Consider the following 23,044-nt stretch of genomic DNA (forward strand, 5'->3'; position numbering starts at 1 on the left):
TTGGCTTCCAGGCCCGCTTGACAGCGTTCAAGTCCGCGCGCAACATCATTCGTATACGAACAAAGTGATCGGGCCGTGAGGAAACGGCTCCGATCGGCGCCTTCTCGACTGCAGGCTTGTTCATGACCGATGCGACCGTCGCCGGTGGCGACAAGATCCGCTGCGATGCCTGTCCGGTGATGTGCTACATCAAGCCGGGCGCGGGCGGCGCGTGCGATCGTTATGCCAATCACAACGGCGAGCTGGTGCGCGTCGATCCGCACATCGTGCTGGAGCAGACGGTATCGCATGGCGGACGGCTGGTGCCGTTCCAGGCCGGCGGCGGTGATTGGGACGGCAAGATCGTCCACGAGCCGAACGTGTTCGTCACCGCCATCGGTGCCGGCACCACCTATCCCGATTACAAGCCGGCACCCTTCATCGTGTCCTCGGAAGTCGACGGCGTCGACATGGTCACGGTCGTGACCGAGGGCATTTTCAGCTATTGCGGCGTCAAGGTGAAGATCGACACCGACCGCTACCTCGGCCCCGAGACGGCGACGGTCCGTGCGGAAGGCGAGGCGATCGGCCATGTGACGACCAGCGAGTATGGATCGCAGATGCTGTCGCTTGGCGGCGTGCATCATCTGACCGGCGGTTCCAAGAAGGAGGGCCGCGTCACCTGCGACGCGCTGATGGATCTCTCCAATTGCAAGCCGGTGGAACTGACGATCGACGGTGGCGCTATCGTCGTGGTGCAGGCCGGCCATCCCCCTATCGTCAATGGCGTTGCCGAAGAGCGTATGCGGGTGGGCTGCGGCTCCGCAACCATCGGCATGTTCGCCAAGCAATGGCATGGCAAGGTCGATGAAGTCGTGGTCGTGGACGATCACATCACCGGCGTTCTCTCGGAACACCAGGCCGGCAAGCTGCTGGATATTCCCGATACCGGGATCAAGATGAAGGGGCGGCGCTCGACGCCGGGCCGTTATTTCCAGGTCGCCGAGCCCGGCACCGGCTGGGGCGGCACGAATATTTCCGATCCGCTGTCAGTGCTCGGGCCGTTCAATCCGAAGGAGGCGCGGCCCGGCCTGACCATGCTGATGGTCTCGACCACGGGCGAGCACGCGGCCTACTACGAACTCGATGAGGCGCTGCGGCCGATCGAAAAGCAGATGCCGCCCGATCTCCGTTTCTCGGTCGAGCGCATCCAGGAGAATTGCGAGCCTGCGCTGTGCACGGTGCTGTTCATGGGCGGCGCCGGCGGCTCGCTGCGTGCCGGCGTTACCGACAATCCGGTGCGGCTGACGCGCTCGGTCAAGGATGCGTTGACGCGGGTCACCAGCGGCGGTGCGCCGGTCTATGTCTGGCCGGGCGGCGGGATCACCTTCATGGTCGACGTCACGCAGATGCCAGCGGGTGCGTTCGGCTATGTGCCGACGCCGGCGCTGGTGGCGCCGATCGAGTTCACGCTGCGGCTCTCGGATTACGCCGCGCTCGGCGGCCACATGGATCATGTGCGTCCGCTGGCGTCGCTGCGGGACAATACCGAGCTCCGCCCGATGCCTTATATGCCGGGACGGCGCGCATGAAACGGCTCCCGCAAATCGCACTTCTTCCTGACGGCAAGCGGCTGCATTTGCAGGACGGTCCGATCGATCTGATCATCGAGGCGAAGGGAAGTGAAATCGACGTACGCGCTGCTTACGAGACTGCGGCGCGGCGCTTCACCGGCCTGCTCGATGAACTCTGCGAGGAACTGGTGGAACTGCGAACGGCCGTCGATCCCGTTCGGTGCACGTTGAAAGGTATCGTCGCGCGCCGCATGCATGCGGCCGTCGCGCCGTTTGCAACGGCTGCCTTCATCACGCCGATGGCGGCAGTGGCGGGTAGCGTCGCGGAAGAAATTCTCGGCTCGATGCTTGCCGCGGCGCGGCTCGACCGTGCTTACGTCAACAATGGCGGTGACATAGCGCTGCATCTCACCGGTGGCGAGCAATTCACCGTCGGGCTGATGGATCGGCCGGACCGGCATGGCTTGATGCGCACGACGGTGATTGACGCCGACGATCCGGTGCGGGGCGTTGCGACCAGCGGGCGGCACGGCCGCAGCTTTTCGCTCGGTATCGCGGATGCCGTCACCGTGCTGGCGAAAACGGCATCGCAGGCGGATGCCGCGGCCACCGTCATCGCCAATGCCGTCGACTTGCCCGGCCATCCCGCCATCGTCCGCTGTCCGGCGAATGAATTGCAGCCCGACAGCGACCTCGGCGCACGCCTCGTCACCCGCGGCGTCGGCGCACTCGGGGAAGGCGAAATCGACGATGCGTTGAGGGCAGGGGTCAGCCGGGCACAACAATTGCTCGTGGCGGGATTGATCGAAGGTGCGGCCTTGCGTCTACTAGGCGAGACGGCCGTGGTGGGTGCAACTGGGATCAAGGCAGGCGCGTTGCCGGCGTTTCATGAAAGGTCACTTGAAAGAATAGCGCATGTTTGACCGGGAGCGAGGCTGACAATGAGCGCGATCATTCGCAAGATCGTCACGGTGGTCGAGGAGACTCATCTGGAGATGGGGCAGAAGGTTGCGCCGCCGACGCGGCGCGCCGCGGCGATCGCCGTGATCGAGAATCCTTTTGCAGGCCGGTACGTCGAGGATCTCTCGCCGCTGATCGAAATCGGTGAGGAGCTCGGCGAGCTGCTTTCGAAGAAGGCAGTCGCGGCGCTCGGCATCGACGGCGCCAAGGCGCACAGCTACGGCAAGGCCGCAGCCGTCGGCGAAAACGGCGAACTGGAGCACGCGGCCGCGATCCTGCATCCGAAGATGGGCGCGCCGGTGCGCAAAGTCCTGAGCAAGGGCGCGGCGCTGATTCCCTCGTCGAAGAAGCGCAGCGGGCCGGGAACGACGCTGGATATTCCGCTCGGCCACAAGGACGCGGCCTTCGTGCGCAGTCATTTCGACGGGATGGAAGTGCAGATCAATGACGCGCCGCGCGCCAACGAGATCATGGTCGCGGTTGCGGTTACCGACAGCGGCAGGCCATTGCCGCGGGTCGGCGGACTAACGGTTTCGGAAGTCAAAGGCGAAGACGGTTTGAGATAATTCACAGGGATATTGGAGGTAGGGATGCGACGGAGACACTTACTGGGCGCGGGACTGGCGATTGCGGTTGCGGGCATGGCGGGCAACGCCATGGCGCAGGGCGAGATCAAGATCGGCGAGATCAACAGCTACTCGCTGTTGCCCGCCTTCACCGAACCGTATCGCAAGGGCTGGCAGCTTGCGGTCGAGGAAGTCAACGCGGCGGGCGGCATCAACGGCAAGAAGCTCGTCGTCATCTCCAAGGACGATGGCGGCAAGCCGGCGGATGCGCAGACGGCGGCCAACGAACTGGTGTCGAGCGAGAACGTGGCGATGCTGACCGGGACATTCCTGTCCAACATCGGTCTGGCCGTCAGCGATTTCGCCAACCAGAAGAAAGTATTCTTTCTGGCGGCAGAACCTTTGACAGACGCCATCACCTGGTCCAAGGGCAACCGCTACACCTTCCGCCTGCGTCCTTCCAACTACATGCAGGCGGCGATGCTGGTGGAAGAAGCCGCGAAGCTCCCGGCCAAGCGCTGGGCGACGATTGCGCCGAACTATGAATACGGCCAGTCGGCGGTCGCGGTGTTCAAGAAGCTGATGTCGGAGAAGCGGCCCGATATCCAGTGGGTCGACGAGCAGTGGCCGCCGCAGGGCAAGATCGACGCCGGTCCGGTAGTGCAGGCGGTTGCCGCCGCCAATCCCGAGGCGATCCTCAACGTCACCTTCGGCGCCGATCTGGTAAAACTCGTGCGCGAGGGCAACACCCGCGGCCTGTTCAAGGGGCGCTCGGTGGTATCGTTCCTCACCGGCGAGCCGGAATATCTCGACCCACTGAAGGACGAGACGCCCGAGGGCTGGATCGTCACCGGTTACCCCTGGTACGACATCAAGACGCCGGACCATGACAAGTTCCTGAAGGCCTATCAGGCCAAGTACAATGACTATCCACGTCTTGGTTCGATCGTCGGCTATCAGACCATCAAGGCCGCTGCGGCAATCCTTGCGAAAGCCAATTCGACCGATCCGGAGAAGCTGATTGCCGCCACCGAAGGCCTGTCGATGCCGTCGCCATTCGGCGAGATCACCTTCCGCAAGATCGATCACCAATCGACGCTTGGCGCCTATGTCGGCAAGACCGCGCTGAAGGACGGCAAGGGCGTAATGGTGAACTCGGTCTATCGCAAGGGCACGGATTATCTCCCGAGTGACGCGGAAGTTGCCAAGCTGCGTCCGAAGGATTGAGGCACTTCGCGGGGAGGGGCGCTGAACTGCTCCCTCTCCCCGCTCTTGCGGGGAGAGGGTCGGGGTGAGGGGCTCTCTCCACGAGCCGTATACCAGCTGATAGACCTGTACCCCCTCACCCGAAATTCAAGCTGGCGCTTGAATTTCGACCTCTCCCCGCAAGCGGGGCGAGGTTGAGTCGAGCCCAGCAACGCCGATCTAATACGACGCGATCACGCACCAACCCGGACCGCCCATGGCCTTTTACTTCGTTCAGTTCCTGACCGGTCTCGCCAGCGCGGCGTCGCTGTTTCTGGTCGCGTCGGGGCTGTCGATCATCTTCGGCGTGACGCGGATCGTGAACTTCGCCCATGGCGCGTTCTACATGCTCGGCGCCTATGTCGCGTTCACGTTGACCGAACGCTTTTCCGGCGCGCTTGGCTTCTGGGGCGGCATCGTCGTCGCGGCGCTGGTGGTGGCGGTTGTCGGCGTACTGGTCGAGATGGTGCTGCTGCGGCGGATCTACCATGCGCCGGAACTGTTCCAGTTGCTCGCAACCTTCGGCCTGACCTTGATGGTCCAGGATATCGTGGTGCTGATCTGGGGGCCGGACGATCTGCTCGGCCGCCGCGCGCCCGGCTTCAAGGGTGCGGTCGACTTCTTCGGACAGAATATTCCGAGCTATGATTTGTTCCTGATCGCGCTCAGTCCGATCGTGCTCGGCGTTCTGTGGCTGCTGTTCCAGCGCACGCGCTGGGGCGTGCTGGTGCGCGCGGCGACGCAGGACCGCGACATGGTGGCGGCGCTCGGCGTCAATCAGAAATGGCTGTTCACCAGCGTGTTTGCGCTCGGCGTGTTTCTCGCGGCGCTCGGCGGCGCGCTGCAGATCCCGCGCGATGCCGTGCATCACGCGCTGGATCTTCGCATCATCGTCGAAGTGTTCGTGGTGGTGGTGATCGGCGGCCTCGGCAGCATCATCGGCGCTTTCGTTGCCGCTGTGCTGGTGTCCGAGCTCAACGCGTTCGGCATTCTCATTTTCCCGAAGATATCCATCATCCTGGTGTTCCTGGTGATGGCGGTGGTGCTGATCGTGCGGCCGTGGGGCCTGTTCGGCAAACCGGAAGCGGCCGCGCGCCGCACGCCGGGCCTGACCGTCACGCCCTGGCGACCGCTCACCTCCGGTGAACGCTGGATCTCACTCGGCGCGCTGGTCCTTGCGGCGATGCTGCCGCTGTTCGCTGGAAATTACGCGCTCACAGTCGGCTCGGAGATCGCAATCTTCGTGATCTTTGCCGCCAGCCTGCACTTCCTGATGTCGGTCGGCGGGCTCGCCTCGTTCGGCCACGCCGCTTATTTCGGGCTTGGCGCCTATGGCGTCGCGTTCCTCGCCAAGGCGGCGGGGCTACCGATGATCGTCTCGCTTCTGCTGGGTCCGGTGCTGGGCCTGCTCGGCGCCGCCGTGTTCGGCTTCTTCGCCGTGCAACTCTCCGGCGTCTATTTTGCGATGCTAACGCTCGCCTTTGCGCAGATCGTCTGGTCGATCGCGTTCCAGTGGGTAGCGGTGACCGGCGGCGACAACGGCGTTCTGGGCGTCTGGCCGGAGAAGTGGGCCGCGGGCCCGGCCGCGTTCTACTGGCTGTCGCTCGGCATCGCCGCGCTCGCGGTCACCGTGCTGCGGGTGATCGTGTTCTCGCCATTCGGCTTCGCGTTGCGCGCGACGCGGGACTCGCCGCTGCGCAGCGAGGCGATCGGCATCAACGGCAAGCGCGTGCAATGGACGGCCTTCGTCATATCAGGCACGGTGGCAGGGATTGGCGGCGCGCTGTTCGCCTATCTGAAGGGAAGCGTCTTCCCTGACAGCCTCGGCATCTCGCTGTCGGTCGATGCGCTGGTCATGGTGCTGCTCGGCGGCGTCGAGACGGTTTCCGGTGCCGTTATCGGCGCCATCGTATTCAAGGCGGCCAATATCTGGCTGGTCAGCCAAACTGATTTGTCCAAGCTGGTTCTGGGCGGCTTCATCGTGCTGATGGTGGTGGCCTTCCCCAAGGGAATCGTCGGCACGCTGGAGACGATCAGGAATCGCTGGCGATCCCCCGAGAAAAAATCCGCGCTTGCTACCTCCCGCGTCGAGGTTGCCGAATGAGCATGGTCCCCACATTGCTGTCGGTCGAGGGCTTAAGCAAATCCTATGGTGGCGTCCATGCCGTGCGCAGCGTGTCGTTCGAACTGCGCGCGGGCGAAATCCTGGCCCTGATCGGGCCCAACGGTGCCGGCAAGAGCACATGCTTCGACATGCTCAACGGCCAGAACATCCCGGACAGCGGCCGGATCAATCTGCTCGGCGAGGATACGGTCGGCCGAAAGCCGCGCGCGATCTGGCGGCTCGGCGTCGGGCGCACATTCCAGATCACCGCCACGTTCCCGACCATGACCGTGCGCGAGAACGTGCAGGTCGCGCTGGTGTCTTATGGCAGGCAATTGTTCAATCTCTGGGGCTCGACCGCAGGTTACGCGCGCGAGGAGGCGGGCCGGCTGCTCGATCTCGTTGGCATGGGCGCCTATGCCGGGCGTCCGTGCGGCGAGCTCGCCTATGGCGATCTCAAGCGGCTCGAGCTTGCGATCGCGCTCGCCAACCAGCCTAAATTGCTGCTGATGGACGAGCCGACGGCGGGCATGGCGCCGCGCGAGCGGATCGAACTGATGCGGCTCACCGCGCGCATCGCCCGCGAAAAATCGATCGGCGTGCTCTTCACCGAGCACGACATGGACGTGGTGTTCGAACACGCCGACCGCATCCTGGTGCTGAACCGCGGCAGCCTGATCGCCGAAGGCTCGCCCGAGCAAGTCCGCGGTAATCCGCAGGTGCGTGCGATCTATCTCGGCGAAGGCCTTGTGTACGACGCACGTCACCGCGAGGGAGCCGGCGCATGAAGCTGCAGGTCGCCGATCTCAACAGCTTTTACGGTCCGGCGCATATCCTGTTCGATATCGCGCTGGAAGTCGGCGAGGGCGAAGTGGTGGCGCTGCTCGGGCGCAACGGCGCCGGCAAGTCGACCACGTTCCGCTCCATCGTAGGTCTCGTCGAGAACCGCTCGGGACGGATTGTCTTCGAAGGCAAGGATGTCTCGCGCGAGCCGACACACGCGATCGTGCGCGGCGGGCTCGGCTACGTGCCGGAAGAGCGGCGCATCTTTACCGACCTGACGGTCGAGGAAAATCTCGAAGTCGGACGCCAGCCGAAACGGCCAAACGCACCGCAGTGGACGCGCGAAAAGCTGTTCACGCTGTTTCCGAACCTCGGCGAAATGCGCAACCGCCCGGGCGGGCGCATGAGCGGCGGCGAACAGCAGATGCTGACCATCGCGCGAACGTTGATGGGCAATCCGTCGCTGGTGCTGCTTGACGAGCCGTCCGAAGGGCTATCGCCGAAGATCGTCGAACAGATGGTCGAAGCCATCCTCGCGATGAAGCGCGAAGGCGTCAGCATCGTGGTCTCGGAGCAGAACCTGCATTTCGCACGGCTGATTTCGGACCGCGCCTACATCATCGAGCGCGGCAAGATCTGCTTCGGCGGCACGATGGCGGAACTAGACGCGCGGCCGGATATCCGGGACGCGCATCTGTCGCTGTAAGCGGCTGGCAAGGGATAAGGGCGGGGGCGCAGATGGCAAGGAGTGTTTCGCCGAAACGAGCGGTCAAGCCTGCGCGGCCGTCTTACATACTCGACGAGCAGATCGGCTTCATCCTGCGCCAGGTGTGGCAGCGCCATGCTACCATCTTCGCCCGCGAGATCGGTATCAATCTGACGTCGGCGCAATGGGCGGCGCTGGCGAAACTGACCGAGACCGGGCCGTGTTCGCAAAACCTGCTGGGCCGTTTGACGGCGATGGACGTCGCGACCATCAAGGGCGTGATCGACCGCCTTACCGCGCGCGGGTTGACCGAGACCAGCCCGGACCCCGAGGACGGCCGCCGCTTGCTCGTAAGTCTGACGCGCGCCGGCCAGCAACTGGCCGAGAAGGCCGCACCGAACGCGCTTGCGATCTCGCGCGAGACGCTGGCGCCACTCGATGCCAAGGAGCGCGAGATACTGATCGCGTTGCTCGACAAGTTGCGTTGAATGCCGGCTGCGACTGCCGCGCTAGACCAGGTTGAGCACGAGTGCAATGGCCCCCACCAGAATCAGGCTGACGGCCCAGATCGTATCCAGATTGAACCAGCTTTGCGATATGAATTTGAGACCGAGATAGCGGTAGGCGAGCCACGCGCAGCACCCGCCGGCGGCGATCATCGCGGCGGCGTGAACGCTGGCAACCAGCACGGCCACGCCGAGATTGGCGTTGATGAGGGTGCCGGCGGCAGCGTGGCCGCGGTCGAGTTCGACTTCCCGGCAGAGCCCGAGATAGATCGGCACCAGCATCAACGCCGCGCCATGCGCGAGCGCGACGGCAAACGACCAAAGCCCCAATTGCGCTGGTGATATACGCGCCAGCACCCTTGGATGGCGCCGGTTGGCAAGTCGGAAGAGACCGAAGGCGATGACGAGAAGGCTGGCGCTGATCTGTATCGTGCGCTGCCATTCGACGACGGCAACGAGCAGCGCGAAGGGCAGGATAACGAGCAGCATCGCGAGCAGATGGCCGACCGTGAGCGGCCCAAGCGCGGCCACCAGCGCGCGCGGGCTCTTCTCCATCAATCCAGCGGAAACAGCGAGCGGCCACCCCATGCCCGGGTTGACGCCATGGTAGAGGCCGCTCGCGATAACAGCCAGCCAGAGCCAGGCAGGTGTCCAGTCGGCTGCGCTCAAATTCAGACCGACGGATAGCAGAATGAATCCGTCGAACAGTCACCGCCGTCGAGCCGGACTTGATGCGCGCGGTAACCGTCGGGGAAATTGACCCAGTAGTCTCTTGCCAGTTCGAGACCACCGTCCGGCTTCGCATTGGCCATCACCATGGCGCCCGGCACACCCTCGGGATAGAACTGGTCGTCCCACGTCGAATACAGCGAGTTGGTCCAGTACACCCGCTTGCCGTCGCGGCTGATCTCGACCATCTGCGGACCGCCTCCAAAGGCCTTGCCGTTCGGGTGCGGTGTGCGGCGCGTGATGCCGCCGATGCGTACCGAACCGGCAAGCTTCGGCTTTCGCGGATCTCTGACGTTGTACTGACGCATCTCGCCGGTGCCCCAGCAGGCGACGTAGAGGAATTTGTCGTCCATCGACAGGTCGATGTCCGAGACCAGCGGCGGCACGGCGCCGAACCCCTGCAGCAGCGGCGGCAGTTGCTCCTTCGGCGCGGGCTCGGGCGGGATCGTCGCCGTCTTCTCGATGTGAAACTTGCCGCCCTCGCGCCACCAGGTCCAGATTGAGCCTTCGAGGTTGGTGGTGTCGACCACGACGCCCAGGAAGCCGTACTCGCGAACCGGATCGTGTGCGGGCCGCACTTCCAGCGCCATCTGATGGTTGGCGCCGAGGTCGATGGTCTGGACATTGCGCCGGGCGCGCAGATCCCAGAAGTGGATCCGGTGGCCGTATTTGTTGGAGAGCAGATCTTCCGGCACGATGCCGTTCTCGAACTGCGGCGGCAATGCCCACTCGCTCGTCACCATGTAGTCGCGCGGCAGGTTCCACCAGAAGTCATAATGCAGTGTTTGCGGACCGCGATCGAGCTCCCACCGTCCGAGCACCTCGAACGTCTCGCAATCCATGATGAAGACGCCGGGCGGTCCGTCCGTGCCGTTCTTGCCGCCGCCGCCGAGCGTAGAGACATAAATGCCTTCCGGCCCGCAATGAACCGTGTGGGGCCGCGAGTATCCCGTCTTCCTGAAGATTTCCTCGGGCTCGATGATCTTGTGTATCGCCGCCTTGGTGGGATCCGGCTTGGTATCGACGATGTAGATGCGGGAAGACCGCATGCCGGGGATGATGAGATAGCGGCGCTCGAGGAACGCATGGCCGGTCAGCGGCGATAGCGACGACGAGCAGGCGTTCCAGCCGAAATGGTGAAACTCGTCGCCCTTGTTCGGCATCGTCACGGTGTGAACGACCTGGCCGTAGCTCGAGGAGCCTGGCTTGACGTCGATGACAGCAAGCGCGTCCGGTTTTGAAGAATCCGGGCTGAGCAGCACGGTGTAGGCGAAGCTCTCCGGCGGAGCTTCCATGGCAAGCTTTGGCGAAGCGTGAAACGTGGGGTCGGGCCGAATGTTCATCGTACTGCCTCCCTGTTTGCCTCGATGGATAGCAACACGGCTCAGCGGCATGCAGCAGCAAGAAATCACCCGGCGTTGAGTTCCTCTTGCGAGTGCCGCCGGCCGGGGTTTGCGCAATCGACCATACACCCCTATACGGCAGGCGAAAATAACGATGGTGCGACCAATCCGGGTGCGGTGCCTGCCCGAGCCGGCCAAGGTCACAGAGGCATCACGCGCGCGCCTTGCGCTCCGTCTGCGCGTCGAGGAACCCGCGCATCCTCAATTGCGGCTCGTCGGTGTTGTCGGCGCTGGCGAACGCGTCGATCCCGGCGGCGATCGCAGCGCGCAGGGGCAGGTCTTCCCAGGAACGGATCAACGATTTCTGCAGGCGCACCGCTGCCGGTGCGCAACTCAGCGCCTGACGGACATAGGCTTGCACCGCATTGTCCAGTTGTGCGCCCGGCGTCACCTGCTCGACGAATTTCCATTCCAGCGCCTGAGCGGCCGGGGCTGAACTTCAAGCGGCGGTCGGAGGAGATGGGCTGGAAACGTGCGGTCGACGAGCGCGATCAGGGTACCTTCGACTGGACGACCAATCAGCCGATCACGCAAAACACGTAATTCGAAGCGCAGCGATGCAAGTCGGCGGAGAGTTCCGCTCTATCTGACCGTGATGGTAATTTTCTGCGAGACCACTGGAGGATTGTGCGGGAAGTGTTCGGCGTCGCCGAGCACGAGCTGAAGCGTGTACTTGCCGGGTGGAAGCTCGATCCGGGCTTCGGTCTGACCCGCCCCAAAATGAAGATGTGACTTGTCTTGCGGGATCGGTTCGTTCGGATTGAGCGGCTCGTTCACATTGACCAGAAGATGATGATGGCCGCTGTTTGGATAATTATCGCCGGCGTGCGTAACGCCCATGTTGCGCAGACCAAAGCGGCACCAAAATCCACCTTTGATGGAGGCGCCGTTCTGCGGCCACACGAAATAGAGAAGGGCATCCTTCGCTGCGGGCTTTCCCTGAGCGCACGCGTCGAACGGCAGGCAAGTGAGCGCTGCTGACAGGGCGATCCACTGCATCACCTTCATGACTGCCTCTCACGCTCCCTAGAGCATGATCCGGAAAAGTGGTACCGGTTTTCCGAAAAGATCATGCTCAAATCAACGAGATAGAGCGGGATGACGATTCGAAGAAAAGTCATCCCGCTCTAGGGGGATAGTGCGACGCGGAACCCGTGTGTGGGATATCGCACGTTGGTGTCGTAGCTGCCGCGGCTTGACGTCCGGGCATAGTCTGAGTCTTTCCTCCAGGAGCCGGAACGGATGACGTGCGAGGGACATGCATTCTCGACCCACGCTGATCCGTCCGCCGGAGCGCCTTGATAATTTCTGTGCCAGCAGTCTTCGACCCATTGATCGACGGCGCCGCCCATATCGAATAGGCCAAACGGGTTTGGCTTCAGGCTGCCGACCTTCACCGGCTGATCGATGGCTGGAATGTCACTGCAGTTCTTGCAATTGACCATGCCGGGCTGAAGCTGATCGCCCCACCAAAATCTGGTCTGCGTGCCGCCACGCGCCGCATATTCCCATTCGGCTTCGCTCGGCAGCCGATACGGCTTGCGGGTGGTTTCGGCGAGCCAGGCAGCGTACTGCTTTGCGTCGCTCCAGCTTACGTTTCCAACAGGCGCATCGTCCTTTCCGCTCGCCGTAAACCCACATGCCTTTGCGGCGGCGCATGCATTCCATTCCCGCACGGAGACGGGAAATTTCCCCATCGCAAACGGCTTGACCGTTACCTGACGGACCGGTTTTTCCGAAACATCTTCGTTGCTGCCCATCGCGAAGCTGCCACCCCGAAGCGTGACCATTTCGGGTTCTCGAATCGACGCAGCCGCCTGCGTGGCTGGTTGACCCGCAGGCGCGTCGGGTGAAGCGGACGACGGTAGCGGCGCGGCCTGTTTGGGTTCCGGAGAAGGCGCAGGCTGAGGCGCCGCCTGCTGCTGCGTTGGGGCCACCGTCGGCGCAGGCTGGGCGGGCGGCGCTGGTGGTTTTGCGGCGGGCGCCTTCTGCACTTCAGCCGGAGGCGAAACGGGAGCCGAAACCAGACCTGGCAACTTGCCGGTTGGCGAGAACGTGTACCAGAGAACGCCGCCCGCAAGGAGCAGCAGCGCAAGGATCAGCAAGGAGACCAGAATGCCTTCGCGCCGCTTCCGGTTTTGCAGAAGCGCATTCGGATCGGAAAGCACGCGATAGACCCGCACCGGGTCGGTGATGTTCTTGACATGGCGATCACCGAGCGACTCGTATCCGCAAACCAGCTTGTGCTTTATCTGTTCGTAGATGCCGCCGGAGATATAGACTTCGCCGGGATGGGCTATGCCTTCAAGCCGCGTGGCGATATTGACGCCGTCGCCGTAAACGTCGTCGGTCTCAATGATGACATCGCCGAGATTGACGCCAATTCGATACTCGATCCAATGATGCTTCGGCAGTGCCGCATTGCGTCCCACCAGATTTTGCTGAATTACGATGCTGCAGCGGACAGCTTCGACAGGACTATCGAAAATCGCAATGAACCCGTCGCCGGTGGTTTTAACAAGCCTGCCGTGATGCTCTACGATGCTGGGTTCGATGAGATCGCGCTCGATGCGCTTGACACGGTTGTGCGTGCCCTCTTCATCGATTTGCATCAGGCGGCTGTAACCGGAGATATCGCCTGCCACGATGGCCGCAAGGCGGCGCGGCGTTGGTTCGCGTGGTGGCGCGCCAAATTTGCCTGACTTGATGTCACGAATCTGGGCCATGGCTCGGATTGTTCCAAGAGCTGTAAATGACAGCGTGAGGCAAACAATCTTTCCAGCGCCAATAGGGTAGCATATTGAGGGTATGTCGCAAGCGAGCGCGCGACGGCCACGAATGCGTGGAACCGTCACCGATAGCGGTCGGACGGATCGCGACCAACCACCGGTATGGATCTTCCGATACTGTGGCACGCTTACCCGCATCGAACGAGCGGGTTTCATCGGGCGCTTGGAATGATGGCGATATTGCAACAGGACTTGGCCTTGATGCTCTTCTCGGGTGAGTTCCCGCGCTGGCGGTGCAGACGAGCGTTGCGACGGTAAAATTCAACGCTAATTCGCGTAGCTCAATCCGGCCCCGGCCATTTGGCGCGATAGCGAATTTCGCTGCCGTCGATATTCGGCTGCCACGGTCCAAGTTCGGATGTATGCGGCGCCTTGGCTGACAGTCCGATACTGTAGAGCCTGTCGGGCTGGCCTTTGACCTTGATCTCCAGCTGCCGATGCGCGGTGCGGAACGCCAGTTCGACGTCGCCCGCGATTACCGGCCTGTCGCCGTCGCTACGGAACCGGTTGAAGCGTGGCTCACCCGGCATGCGGTTGATGTCGGTCTGCAGTTCGATCGCTATGTCACGGACAGAATTCGGCAGTGCCGCTCCTGCGGGCAGACGAACTTCAAAGACGAGAAGTGGGGTGGCGGCATTCGGGTTGAGCCAGGGCGTGGCTGATGTGACCGCGTAGACATAATAGGAGACGCCGGCCGCCACGCAGAGTGCGACGACAACGGCAAGTGCCTTCAGGCTGTTACGCAAAAGTGTGCCGGTGTTTTCTCCGCCGCGCAGCCGCCTCGCCAGAGCCGTGCCGAGCACGAGGCCGCCGATCGCGCCGCACGGCGCAAACACCAGCAGCGCCAGAATACCGGACATGATGGGGTCGGCCCGGTTTCCGAAGCCGAGCAGCTCCAGCATCAGCAGTGTGGCGATAAAGCCCACGACCGCACCAACTACGCCGCCGGCGACTTGCAGCGAATTTTTCACGTATCCCTCGATGACCAGAGCAAAGCAGGCTGCCAGCAAGGCAGCCCGCATTTGACGGTGCTGACCGGCAATTCGTTCAATGCTTTCGAGGCTTAACGCAATTTTTCAATGCGTCTGGCGCGATTGCGCCAGGTCTGCCGGCATCAATGCCCGATGATGATCTCCGGCACTTTCCCGGCCGGCGGCGTGTTGCGGCTACGCTGGGTGCGGACGATGCCGTCGATGATGGTCATGCCGATGCCGGGCAGGTCGCCGAGCTGCACGCTTTCAAGGATGTTCTTGCCGGGTGAATGCTGCGCCTTGTCCATCAGGACGAAATCGGCGGAGCGGCCGACTTCGATGATGCCGCAATCCAGCTCGCGCATGCGGGCGGTGTTGCCGGTCGCAAGGCAGAAGGCGAGTTCGGCCGGCAGGTCGCCGAGCGAGGACAGCATCGAGACCATGCGCAAGATGCCGAGCGGCTGCACGCCGGAGCCGGCCGGCGCATCGGTGCCGAGGATGACGCGGTTGAGGTCGCCCATCTCGCGCGCGATGCGCAGCGTGAACAGCGCCGAGCGTTCGTTGCCGTTGTGAACCAGTTCCAGCCCGCGCTTGCAGCCCTCGCAGATGCAGCGGATCTGGTCGTCGGGCAGGGCGGTGTGGCCACCATTGATATGGCCGACTACGTCGGTGTCGGCTTCCAGCACCACGTCCTTGTCGATCAGGCCGGAGCCGGGGATCGAGGGACCGCCGGTGTGGATCGTGCTCTGGATGCCATACTTGCGCGCCCATCCGACCATTTTCCGCGCGGTCGGGCCATCCTTGACGCCGCCTAAGCCCACTTCGCCGAGCAGCTTGACGCCGGCCGCGGCCAATTCCTTGAAATCGTCCTCGACCATCTCGCATTCGATCACTGGCGCGCCGGCATGCACCTTCACGCCGCCGGGGCGGAGCGTCCAGAATGCGCGCTGCGCGAAGATCGCCATCGCCTTCAGGCCGACGACGTCGCGGGGGCGGCCGGGCATATGCACTTCACCAGCGGAAATCATGGTGGTGACGCCGCCGTGGAGATAGCTGTCGATCCAGTTGAACTGGTTCTGCCGCGGCGTCCAGTCGCCGGCGACGGGATGGACATGGCTGTCGATCAGGCCCGGCGCGACGGTGGTGCCGTTGGCATCGACAACGGTGGTGGCGCCCTCGGTGTCGACGTCCTTGAAGCGTCCGATGGCAGTGATCTTGCCATTCTCGGCCACGATCGTATCGCCGTCCAGGATCGGCTTTTCCAGCGCCCCCGACAGCAGCAGCCCGATGTTGCGGATCACCAGCTTGTTCGGGCCGGTCGCCTGGGGTGCATCGTGGGCCATGGTTTTTCCTTTTGGTTCAATGCCTTCGCCGGACATTCTGCCCGGCTTGACGATCGGATCAAGCTGGATTATTCATTTGTATACGAACGATCGTATACGAATGATTGAACCGGTCAATCCGGCGTGCAGGTCAGGGAACGGTGCGATGAGCAATTTCAACCAGGAAAGCGTTTTGAGCGTCCATCACTGGACCGACACGCTGTTCAGCTTCACCACCACGCGCGATCCCTCGTTCCGTTTCCGCAACGGCGAGTTCACCATGATCGGGCTGAAGGTCGGCGAGAAGCCGCTGCTCCGCGCCTACTCGGTCGCCAGCGCCAATTACGAGGACCGGCTCGAATTCTTCTCGATCAAGGTGCCGGACGGGCCGCTGACCTCGCGCCTCCAGCACCTGAAGCAGGGCGACGAGATCATCGTCAGCCGCAAGGCTACCGGCACGCTTGTCATCGACAACCTCGAAGACGGCCGCAACCTCTATCTGATCGGCACCGGTACTGGGCTCGCGCCGTTCCTTTCCGTGATCAAGGATCCGGAGACCTATGAGCGGTTCGAGAAGGTGGTGCTGCTGCACGGCTGCCGCCGCGTGAAAGAACTCGCCTATGGCGAGATGATCACCGAGAAGCTGCCGAACGACGAATTGATCGGCGAATATATCCGCAACCAGCTGGTCTATTATCCGACCGTGACGCGCGATCCCTTCCGCAACCGCGGCCGCATCACCGACCTGATCAATACCGGCAAGCTGTTCGCTGATATTGGCCTCGCCTCGCTCGATCCCGCCCATGACCGCGTCATGATCTGCGGCAGCCCGGCGCTGGTGACGGACACGCGGGCGCTGTTGACGGGCAGGGGCTTCGTCGAAGGCAATCACGGCGAGGCCGCGCAGTTCGTGGTCGAGAAAGCGTTCGCGGAGCGCTGAACGTCGACGGCCTAGGGCCGCACCGCTGGCGCTTCCATCGCCATGCCGCGCGCCCGGGACATCAAGTACAACTCCAGTTCGACCAGTTCCGATGCGCCGTAGTCATAGGGCTGCGCCCGGATGCCCGTGATGCAGGCGCGCAGGCGCCGCTGTAACGATCCCAGCGACTGCCATTCCAGCCGGTAGAGCGGGTAGCCGGTCGGGTGCGCTTGCGTGATCGCGGAGCCGGCGAGCCGCTTATCCCAATTATCGTCATGGCAATTGGCGCAGCCGAGATTGAGCTGGCCCTGCCGCTGCATGTAAAGCTCGCGTCCCTTGGCGATGAACGGCGCGAGCTGCGGATCGGCGCCGGCTTCGATTCGTACGCCTTGCGACTGCCGCGCGACAAAGGCTGTGAGCGCCAGCAACTCGCGGCTCTCGAAAGGCAGCGGCGTCGCCTGCTGGTGGTTGCTGCGGCACGAATTGATGCGCTGCTCCAGATCGACGGGACGGGCGGTTGCCTTGTCGAAGGCGGGGTAGCTGATAGCCACGCCCTTCATGCTGGTGCGGGCATCGTCGTGGCAATCGGCGCAGGCCTTGTTGGCAGTGCCAGCCTTGCGCTTCCAAAGCGCCTCGCCGTCGAGCACCCAGAGCATGCCGGGATTGGCGGTATCCTCGTCCTGCATCGCCTTGGTGTCGGGCTTCATGAAGTCGTAGCCGGAGCGGCGGTCGGCTTGCGGGATTTCGGCGGCGAAACCAGTGTTCGCGATCAGCAGCACAGCGGCTATGGCGCCGGCAAATCTCATTCGACCGTTATCGAAGCGGATGCGGTTTCGGAAAATCCCCGATCGCCGGTCCATTCGAATTCGAACTTGCCGCTCTCGGTAGCGGTGGTGAAGAAGGTGATGAAGGGGTTGGCAGAGATCGCCGGAAACAGGTCGGCGCGGAAAATCTCGTTGCCGTTGAAGCGGCATGTAAAGCTCGTGATGATGTCGCGCGGAACGACTTCGCCTGACGCTTTATGGCGATAGCCGGTTTCCATGATGTGCGACATCAGCGTCTTGATCTCGATAATGTCGCCGCGTTTGGCTTTCGCTGGAACGTTGATCAGTGCCGAGGCCATCAGATCACATCCTCCGTGCAGGCCGCCAGCGTCACCACGACATCGACACTGGCCGACCAGAACGACCCGTCCGAAAGCTTTGCGATCGCGACGATCTTCTGGCTGTCGGCGAGACGGACGCGGGTCGAAACCTGCGCGCGGCCGTTATGCGGACCGAGATGGAAATTGGCGAAGTTGGGCTGCGGATTCTTTTCGTTGAAGATGTGGATGCTCCGGACGTGATCCTCCGCCGCCATCGGGTGCGCGACGCTAACCGTCATCGGTACCGTGTTGCCGTTCTCGACCAGCGGCGGGATGTCGAGCTTGACCTTGCCGGTACGCACCGCGGCGCCGCCGGTGACATTCTGGATCGCTGACGCAAGCATCGCAGGCGTCGCCTCCGCGGGACGGACAATAACGACCGGGAGCGCGCCGAGCACGGCCGTGCCACCGGCGAGGCCGAGGAACTGGCGACGTGATGAATTTGACAGTTGCTGCATCATTGCTTCCTATTCGCGCAAGCTTACGAGATACGCCACGATATCCTCGATCTGTTCGGCCGACAGGATCGGCTTGCCGCGCCACGGCGTCACGACGCGATCGAGGCCGTCCACGCGGTAAAAGGACGGCATGATGGTCGCGGCATTGAGACGGGACGCGTCCACCAGCCGGAGCCGAAGCTGGCCCTCGGACGCGCGGCTGCCGGAACCGGAAAGATCAGGCGCCAGGTCGCCCTGAAATTTCTGTTCGGGAAATGGGCCGCTGTGGCAGAGGATGCAAGTGCTGGAGCGTTCGATGACGAGGGCCCGCCCGCGCGTCGCATCGCCGGCCGTGTCCGTCAGCGACTGCGGAATGCCATCGCCGATGATGGTGTAGCTTCGAAGTTCCTGCGCTGCGGCACCGCCGGGCAGGGCAAGGAGCGCGCCAGCAAGGATCGGAACCGACATGCGAAATCCGAGTCTAGCCAAAGACTTCCGCCGTAATCGTCGCGAACCAGGACTGCCCGTAATCGGCCTCACGCGCGCGGAACTCACGTGGCACATCCGCCGGGCTGACGCCGCCGGCGCCCTCGACATCGGCGAGCAGTCCGTTCTTCGGTTGGTACACGCCGGCAACGGAGATGCCATAGCCCGGGGCCGCCAGACTGTAGCAGGTATTGATCAGCTTCGGCGTGACGGGCGTTCCGCCTGATATCAGCGTGGCAATTGCGGCCGCGCAAACCTTGGCCTGCGCATTGGCCGAGAATGCGGATTTGGGCATGGCGCCGGCGAGACAGGCATCGCCGATGACATGGATGTTCGGCGCCGACTTGGACTCGAACGTGACAGGATCGATCGCGCACCAGCCGGTGTTGTCAGTCGCGCCTGCGATCGTGGCGATGCGGCCGGCCCGCTGCGGCGGAATGACGTTGGCTACCTGGGCGGTGTGGTTACCGAAATCGGTGATCAGCGTGTTGGTCGCAGGGTCCACGGCGTTCACCTTGCCGCCCTGCGACAGCGATACCCATTCTATCATTCCCGGATAGAGCTCCTTCCAGGCGTTCTGGAACAGGCGCTGCTTGGAGAAGGTGTCCTTTGCGTCGAGGATGATCAGCTTCGAGCGCGGCTTTTTGGTTTTCAGATAATGCGCAATCAGGCAGGCGCGTTCATAAGGTCCCGGCGGGCAGCGGAACGGATTGGCGGGGGCTGCGATCACCACCAGACCGCCATCGTCCATGGCCTCCAGTTGCTTGCGCAGCAACAGCGTCTGCTCGCCGGCTTTCCAGGCATGCGGCATCTTCGCGGCGCCAGCTTCGTCGTAGCCCTGTAGCGCGTCGAAACGCAGATCGATGCCAGGCGACAGCACCAGCCGGTCGTAGCCGAGCGAGGTGCCGTCGGCGAGCCCGACGGTCCGCGCCGCTGCATTGACGGCCGTTGCCGCCTGCGCCACCACGGTCACGCCGCCGGCCGCGATCTTGTCATAGCCGAATTGTTGCTCCTCGATGGAGCGCAGTCCGGCAATGACATTGTTGCTGAACGGGCAGGCGGTGAAGCTCTTGTTCGGCTCGACCAGCGTGACCTGCAGTTTCGGGTCGATCTGTTTCAGCGCGCGGGCGCAACTCGCGCCGCCAAAGCCGCCGCCGATCACGACGACACGTGGCGCGGCTTGCGCGAACGCGGGTAGCGGAAACGTCAGCGCCGTTACGGTGGCTGCGCTGGCGCCCACGAATTCCCGGCGGCTCATGCGATGGCTGGTACCCATGATGGCGCCCCCTTTTACTTCTGTGCCGCGAGCCACGCAGCAATCGCGCGCAACTCGTCGTCGGAGAAGCCCTTGGCGATGCGGTTCATGACCGTGGCGGGAAGCGTGCCGTCGCGAAATCCAGTCATTGCGGTCATGATTTCGCCCGGGTCGCGGCCGTACAGCCGCGACACAGAGAAGGCTGCCGGCGCCCCGGAGGTGTGGCAGCCGGAGCAGGACGCCGCGCCGGGCGGGGGCAGGGAGGCCGCCAGCGCCGGCACGCTCGATGCCGCTACCGTTGCGATCCCGAGGATGACAGGCCACGTTTTCATCAGCGAATCTCCCGATGGTGGAGCGGCGGCTCTCGACTGAGGCCGCCGCCCGCTTGTCGTCAGGCAAACGTGATGTTCTGGTCCTTCAGCGGCACTGAGCGTATGCGTTTTCCGGTTGCCGCGAAATAGGCATTGAGCACCGCGGGCGCGGCGACACCGATGGTCGGCTCTCCGACGCCGCCCCAGAAGCCGCCGCTTGGCACCATCACGCATTCCACCTTCGGCATCTCGGCAATCCGCATCGAGTTGTAGGTGTCGAAGTTGGTCTGCTCGATCTTGCCGTCCTTCACCGTGCAGCCGCCATAGAACAGCGCGGACAGGCCATAGACAAAGGAGCCCGCGATCTGCCGCTCGACCTGCGCCGGGTTGACGACGTAGCCGGGGTCGGTCGAGGCGACGATGCGATGCACCTTGATCTTGCTGCCTTCGGAGACGGAGATTTCCGCGGCGCCCGCGACATAACTGCCGTAGCCCATCACCTGCGCGACCCCGCGATAGACGCCTTGCGGCGCGGGCGTGCCCCATCCGATTTTCTCGGCCACGGCGTTGAGCACGGCGAGATGTTTCGGATGCTTGCTCATCAGCTTGCGGCGGAATTCCACCGGATCCTGGCCCACCGAAAGCGCCAGCTCATCCATGAAGCATTCCATATAGATTGCGTTCTGGTTCACGTTGACGCCGCGCCAGAAGCCGGGTGGAACGTGGGGATTGCGCATGGAATGCTCGACCAGCAGGTTAGGCACGGAGTAGCCGATTGCCGCGTCGCCGGAGGGGGCGAGGCCCTGGAACGCAGCCGTATCCATGCCGTTCACGAGCGCCGCCGGACCCACCGTGAACAGGATCGATTGACCAGATATCCGTACATGCAACGCCGTCAAATTATTGTCGGCATCGAAGGCCCCGGTCAGCTTGCATTGCGTGACCGGATGAAACTTGCCTTGCGCCATGTCCTCTTCGCGCGACCACAGCAGCTTGACCGGCGTGCCCGGCATCTCCTTGGCGATCAGAACCGCCTGCCGGACGTAGTCAGTCATGCCGCGGCGGCCAAAGCCGCCACCGAGGATAAGCTTGTGCACCTCGCATTTTTCCGCCGGCAGGCCTGAGGCTTCCATGGTGGCGGCGAACGCCGCTTCGCCGTTCTGCGTGCCGCACCAGACCTCGCATTTATCCGGTGTATAGAGCGCCGTGGCGTTCATCGGCTCCATGGGCGCATGGTTCTGGTAGGGATAGTTGTAGACCGCTTCGACCTTCTTGACGGCGCCGGCAATCGCGGCCTTGGCGTCGCCATTCTGGTTGCCGATGTAAGCGGGCTGTGCGTTGTCGAGACCTTCGGCCAGCCACTTTGCGATCGACTCGCTGGAGACTTTTGCGTTCTCGCCTTCGTCCCAGACGATCGGCAGCGCATCGAGCGCGGTCTTGGCGTGCCACCAGGTATCGGCGACGACGGCGACACTGCTGTCGCTGACGCGCACGACCTTCTTGACGCCCTTCATGCCCATGACTTTGGCTTCGTCGTAGCTCTTCAGCTTGCCGCCGAACACGGGGCAATCCTTGATCGCGGCATTGAGCATGCCGGGCAGCTTGACGTCGGCGCCGTAGATCATCGCGCCGGTGGTCTTGTCCACCGTATCGAGCCGCTTCACACCCTTGCCGACGATCTTCCAGTCCTTGGGATCCTTCAGCTTCACGTCGGCAGGCGGCTCGAGCTTCGCGGCGGCTTCCACCACCTTGCCGTAGGTCGTGGTCTTGCCCGTCGGCGTGTGGGTGATGATGCTGTTGGCCGCGGTGCATTCCGAGGCCGGCACCTTCCATTCGTTCGCGGCCGCCTGGATCAGCATCACCCGCGCAGTGGCGCCACCCTTGCGGACATATTCCTGGCTGGTGCGAATGCCGCGACTGCCCCCGGTCGAGAAATCGCCCCAGGCGCGCTTGCGTGCGACACTTTGACCCGGCGTCGGATATTCGGTGACGACCTTCGACCAGTCGCATTCCAGCTCTTCGGCGACGAGTTGGGCAAGGCCGGTGAGGGTGCCCTGGCCCATCTCCGAGCGGGCAATGCGAACCACGGTCGTGTTGTCGGGGCGGATCACCACCCAGACATTGACTTCGGGCGAGCCATCGGCGGCGCGAACCACGGTCGGTCCGCCGAAGGGGATATCGAGGCCTATGGCGAGGCCGGCGCCGGCGGCAGCCGTGCCGATCACGAAGCCGCGGCGAGTGAGTTTGGGCGTGACGTGTTTGTTCATGGCGTCCCCCTCAAGCGTTCGCGGCGGCGTGGATCGCCTCGCGGACCTGCTGGAAGGTCCCGCATCGGCAGATATTGGTGATGGCTTCGTTGATGTCCTGATCGGTCGGCTTCGGCTTTTCCTTGAGAAGCGCTGCGACCGCCATGATCATGCCGGCTTGGCAGTAACCGCATTGCGGCACATCGTTGGCGACCCAGGCCTGCTGCACCTTGTGCAGCGCGCCATTGCTGGCGAGACCTTCGATCGTGGTGATCTGCTTGCCGGCCGCTTCGCTGACCGTTACGCCGCAGGAGCGCATCGCGACCCCGTCGACATGCACGGTGCAGGCGCCGCATTGTGCAATGCCGCATCCGTATTTGGTGCCGGTCAGCCCGACGTTCTCCCGGATTGCCCAAAGAAGCGGCGTGTCGTCTTCGACGTCCACGCTGATTGATTTGCCGTTGATTGTGAGATTTGCCATCGCGTATCCCCTGTTCGCTCAATCCACCGAGTGAGCTGCGCGCGGGAAGATGGCCTGCAACTTGGAATAGTTCAAATCAAGAAAATGCGTGTTTACAAGCCGGATGAAAGTTAATCCGCCGGTGTTGC

At 63.3% G+C, this 23,044-nt stretch carries 24 protein-coding genes; 9 read left to right on the forward strand and 15 right to left on the reverse strand.

All coding sequences use genetic code 11. The features are described from left to right. Positions 1 to 122: 122 nt before the first annotated feature. The 8 genes from IVB05_RS14605 (at position 123) to IVB05_RS14640 (ending at position 8,405) form a co-directional block, all read left to right on the forward strand. Complete coding sequence (locus IVB05_RS14605; RefSeq protein ID WP_247785045.1) at positions 123 to 1,571, forward strand: 6-hydroxynicotinate reductase; 1,449 nt, start codon at positions 123 to 125, stop codon at positions 1,569 to 1,571. Continuing rightward, positions 1,568 to 2,476: a UPF0280 family protein gene (locus IVB05_RS14610; RefSeq protein ID WP_247785046.1), complete on the forward strand. Its 909-nt coding sequence runs from the start codon at positions 1,568 to 1,570 to the stop codon at positions 2,474 to 2,476. Before IVB05_RS14605 ends, IVB05_RS14610 begins: the two co-directional genes overlap by 4 nt. Before the next feature lie 18 nt (positions 2,477 to 2,494). Further along, on the forward strand, positions 2,495 to 3,079 hold the full coding sequence (locus tag IVB05_RS14615) for an amino acid synthesis family protein (RefSeq protein ID WP_247785047.1): 585 nt from the start codon (positions 2,495 to 2,497) through the stop codon (positions 3,077 to 3,079). Between the two features lie 24 nt (positions 3,080 to 3,103). Continuing rightward, positions 3,104 to 4,306 (forward strand): ABC transporter substrate-binding protein, encoded by a 1,203-nt coding sequence (locus IVB05_RS14620; protein ID WP_247785048.1) that lies wholly within the window; start codon positions 3,104 to 3,106, stop codon positions 4,304 to 4,306. 235 nt (positions 4,307 to 4,541) lie between these two features. Next, positions 4,542 to 6,428 (forward strand): ABC transporter permease, encoded by a 1,887-nt coding sequence (locus tag IVB05_RS14625; protein WP_247785049.1) that lies wholly within the window; start codon positions 4,542 to 4,544, stop codon positions 6,426 to 6,428. Next, positions 6,425 to 7,216 carry an ABC transporter ATP-binding protein gene (locus tag IVB05_RS14630; RefSeq protein ID WP_247785050.1) on the forward strand — a complete coding sequence of 264 codons (792 nt, stop codon included), beginning with the start codon at positions 6,425 to 6,427 and terminating at the stop codon, positions 7,214 to 7,216. Before IVB05_RS14625 ends, IVB05_RS14630 begins: the two co-directional genes overlap by 4 nt. Continuing rightward, positions 7,213 to 7,917, forward strand: a complete 705-nt coding sequence (locus IVB05_RS14635) for an ABC transporter ATP-binding protein (protein WP_212418956.1) — start codon at positions 7,213 to 7,215, stop codon at positions 7,915 to 7,917. The genes IVB05_RS14630 and IVB05_RS14635 overlap by 4 nt, the downstream gene beginning before the upstream one ends. Positions 7,918 to 7,949: 32 nt before the next feature. Beyond that, entirely contained in the window at positions 7,950 to 8,405 is a 456-nt protein-coding gene (locus tag IVB05_RS14640) for a MarR family winged helix-turn-helix transcriptional regulator (protein ID WP_247785051.1), read from the forward strand. A gap of 21 nt (positions 8,406 to 8,426) precedes the next feature. On the opposite strand, the gene IVB05_RS14645 is transcribed toward IVB05_RS14640, so the two are convergent. From IVB05_RS14645 to IVB05_RS14675, 7 genes are all read right to left on the reverse strand, one after another. Next, entirely contained in the window at positions 8,427 to 9,092 is a 666-nt protein-coding gene (locus IVB05_RS14645; protein ID WP_247785052.1) for a hypothetical protein, read from the reverse strand. A 2-nt stretch (positions 9,093 to 9,094) separates the two neighbouring features. Continuing rightward, positions 9,095 to 10,495, reverse strand: coding sequence for a selenium-binding family protein (locus IVB05_RS14650; RefSeq protein ID WP_247785053.1), 1,401 nt, complete (start codon positions 10,493 to 10,495; stop codon positions 9,095 to 9,097). A gap of 211 nt (positions 10,496 to 10,706) precedes the next feature. Further along, complete coding sequence (locus IVB05_RS14655; RefSeq protein ID WP_247785054.1) at positions 10,707 to 10,916, reverse strand: hypothetical protein; 210 nt, start codon at positions 10,914 to 10,916, stop codon at positions 10,707 to 10,709. 221 nt (positions 10,917 to 11,137) lie between these two features. Continuing rightward, the gene (locus IVB05_RS14660; protein ID WP_247785055.1) at positions 11,138 to 11,563 is read right to left on the reverse strand and encodes a DUF4399 domain-containing protein; all 426 of its coding nucleotides are present in this window, start codon (positions 11,561 to 11,563) and stop codon (positions 11,138 to 11,140) included. Between the two features lie 119 nt (positions 11,564 to 11,682). Continuing rightward, on the reverse strand, positions 11,683 to 13,281 hold the full coding sequence (locus IVB05_RS14665) for an SUMF1/EgtB/PvdO family nonheme iron enzyme (protein WP_247785056.1): 1,599 nt from the start codon (positions 13,279 to 13,281) through the stop codon (positions 11,683 to 11,685). A 344-nt stretch (positions 13,282 to 13,625) separates the two neighbouring features. Continuing rightward, complete coding sequence (locus IVB05_RS14670) at positions 13,626 to 14,315, reverse strand: hypothetical protein (RefSeq protein ID WP_247785057.1); 690 nt, start codon at positions 14,313 to 14,315, stop codon at positions 13,626 to 13,628. 143 nt (positions 14,316 to 14,458) lie between these two features. Further along, positions 14,459 to 15,658 carry an amidohydrolase family protein gene (locus tag IVB05_RS14675; protein ID WP_247785058.1) on the reverse strand — a complete coding sequence of 400 codons (1,200 nt, stop codon included), beginning with the start codon at positions 15,656 to 15,658 and terminating at the stop codon, positions 14,459 to 14,461. A gap of 145 nt (positions 15,659 to 15,803) precedes the next feature. Here IVB05_RS14675 and IVB05_RS14680 point away from each other — a divergent pair, with 145 nt between their 5' ends. Beyond that, positions 15,804 to 16,577, forward strand: a complete 774-nt coding sequence (locus IVB05_RS14680) for a ferredoxin--NADP reductase (RefSeq protein ID WP_247785059.1) — start codon at positions 15,804 to 15,806, stop codon at positions 16,575 to 16,577. A gap of 11 nt (positions 16,578 to 16,588) precedes the next feature. Here IVB05_RS14680 and soxA read toward each other — a convergent pair whose 3' ends face one another. Genes soxA through IVB05_RS14720 form a run of 8 tightly spaced genes read right to left on the reverse strand, consistent with a single transcriptional unit; the run spans position 16,589 to position 22,916 of the window. Continuing rightward, positions 16,589 to 17,362: a sulfur oxidation c-type cytochrome SoxA gene (soxA, locus tag IVB05_RS14685; protein ID WP_247785060.1), complete on the reverse strand. Its 774-nt coding sequence runs from the start codon at positions 17,360 to 17,362 to the stop codon at positions 16,589 to 16,591. Next, complete coding sequence (soxZ, locus tag IVB05_RS14690; protein ID WP_247785061.1) at positions 17,359 to 17,679, reverse strand: thiosulfate oxidation carrier complex protein SoxZ; 321 nt, start codon at positions 17,677 to 17,679, stop codon at positions 17,359 to 17,361. Before soxZ ends, soxA begins: the two co-directional genes overlap by 4 nt. After that, entirely contained in the window at positions 17,679 to 18,158 is a 480-nt protein-coding gene (locus IVB05_RS14695; RefSeq protein WP_247785062.1) for a SoxY-related AACIE arm protein, read from the reverse strand. The genes soxZ and IVB05_RS14695 overlap by 1 nt, the downstream gene beginning before the upstream one ends. A gap of 9 nt (positions 18,159 to 18,167) precedes the next feature. After that, entirely contained in the window at positions 18,168 to 18,605 is a 438-nt protein-coding gene (gene soxX, locus IVB05_RS14700) for a sulfur oxidation c-type cytochrome SoxX (protein WP_247785063.1), read from the reverse strand. 13 nt (positions 18,606 to 18,618) lie between these two features. After that, positions 18,619 to 19,899, reverse strand: coding sequence for an NAD(P)/FAD-dependent oxidoreductase (locus IVB05_RS14705; RefSeq protein WP_247785064.1), 1,281 nt, complete (start codon positions 19,897 to 19,899; stop codon positions 18,619 to 18,621). Between the two features lie 14 nt (positions 19,900 to 19,913). After that, positions 19,914 to 20,210: a cytochrome C gene (locus tag IVB05_RS14710; protein ID WP_247785065.1), complete on the reverse strand. Its 297-nt coding sequence runs from the start codon at positions 20,208 to 20,210 to the stop codon at positions 19,914 to 19,916. A 59-nt stretch (positions 20,211 to 20,269) separates the two neighbouring features. Further along, positions 20,270 to 22,456, reverse strand: coding sequence for a molybdopterin cofactor-binding domain-containing protein (locus IVB05_RS14715; RefSeq protein ID WP_247785066.1), 2,187 nt, complete (start codon positions 22,454 to 22,456; stop codon positions 20,270 to 20,272). A 10-nt stretch (positions 22,457 to 22,466) separates the two neighbouring features. Beyond that, positions 22,467 to 22,916, reverse strand: a complete 450-nt coding sequence (locus IVB05_RS14720; RefSeq protein ID WP_247785067.1) for a (2Fe-2S)-binding protein — start codon at positions 22,914 to 22,916, stop codon at positions 22,467 to 22,469. Positions 22,917 to 23,044 lie beyond the last annotated feature (128 nt).

The organism is Bradyrhizobium sp. 170 (assembly GCF_023101085.1).
Classification (GTDB): Bacteria; Pseudomonadota; Alphaproteobacteria; order Rhizobiales; family Xanthobacteraceae; genus Bradyrhizobium.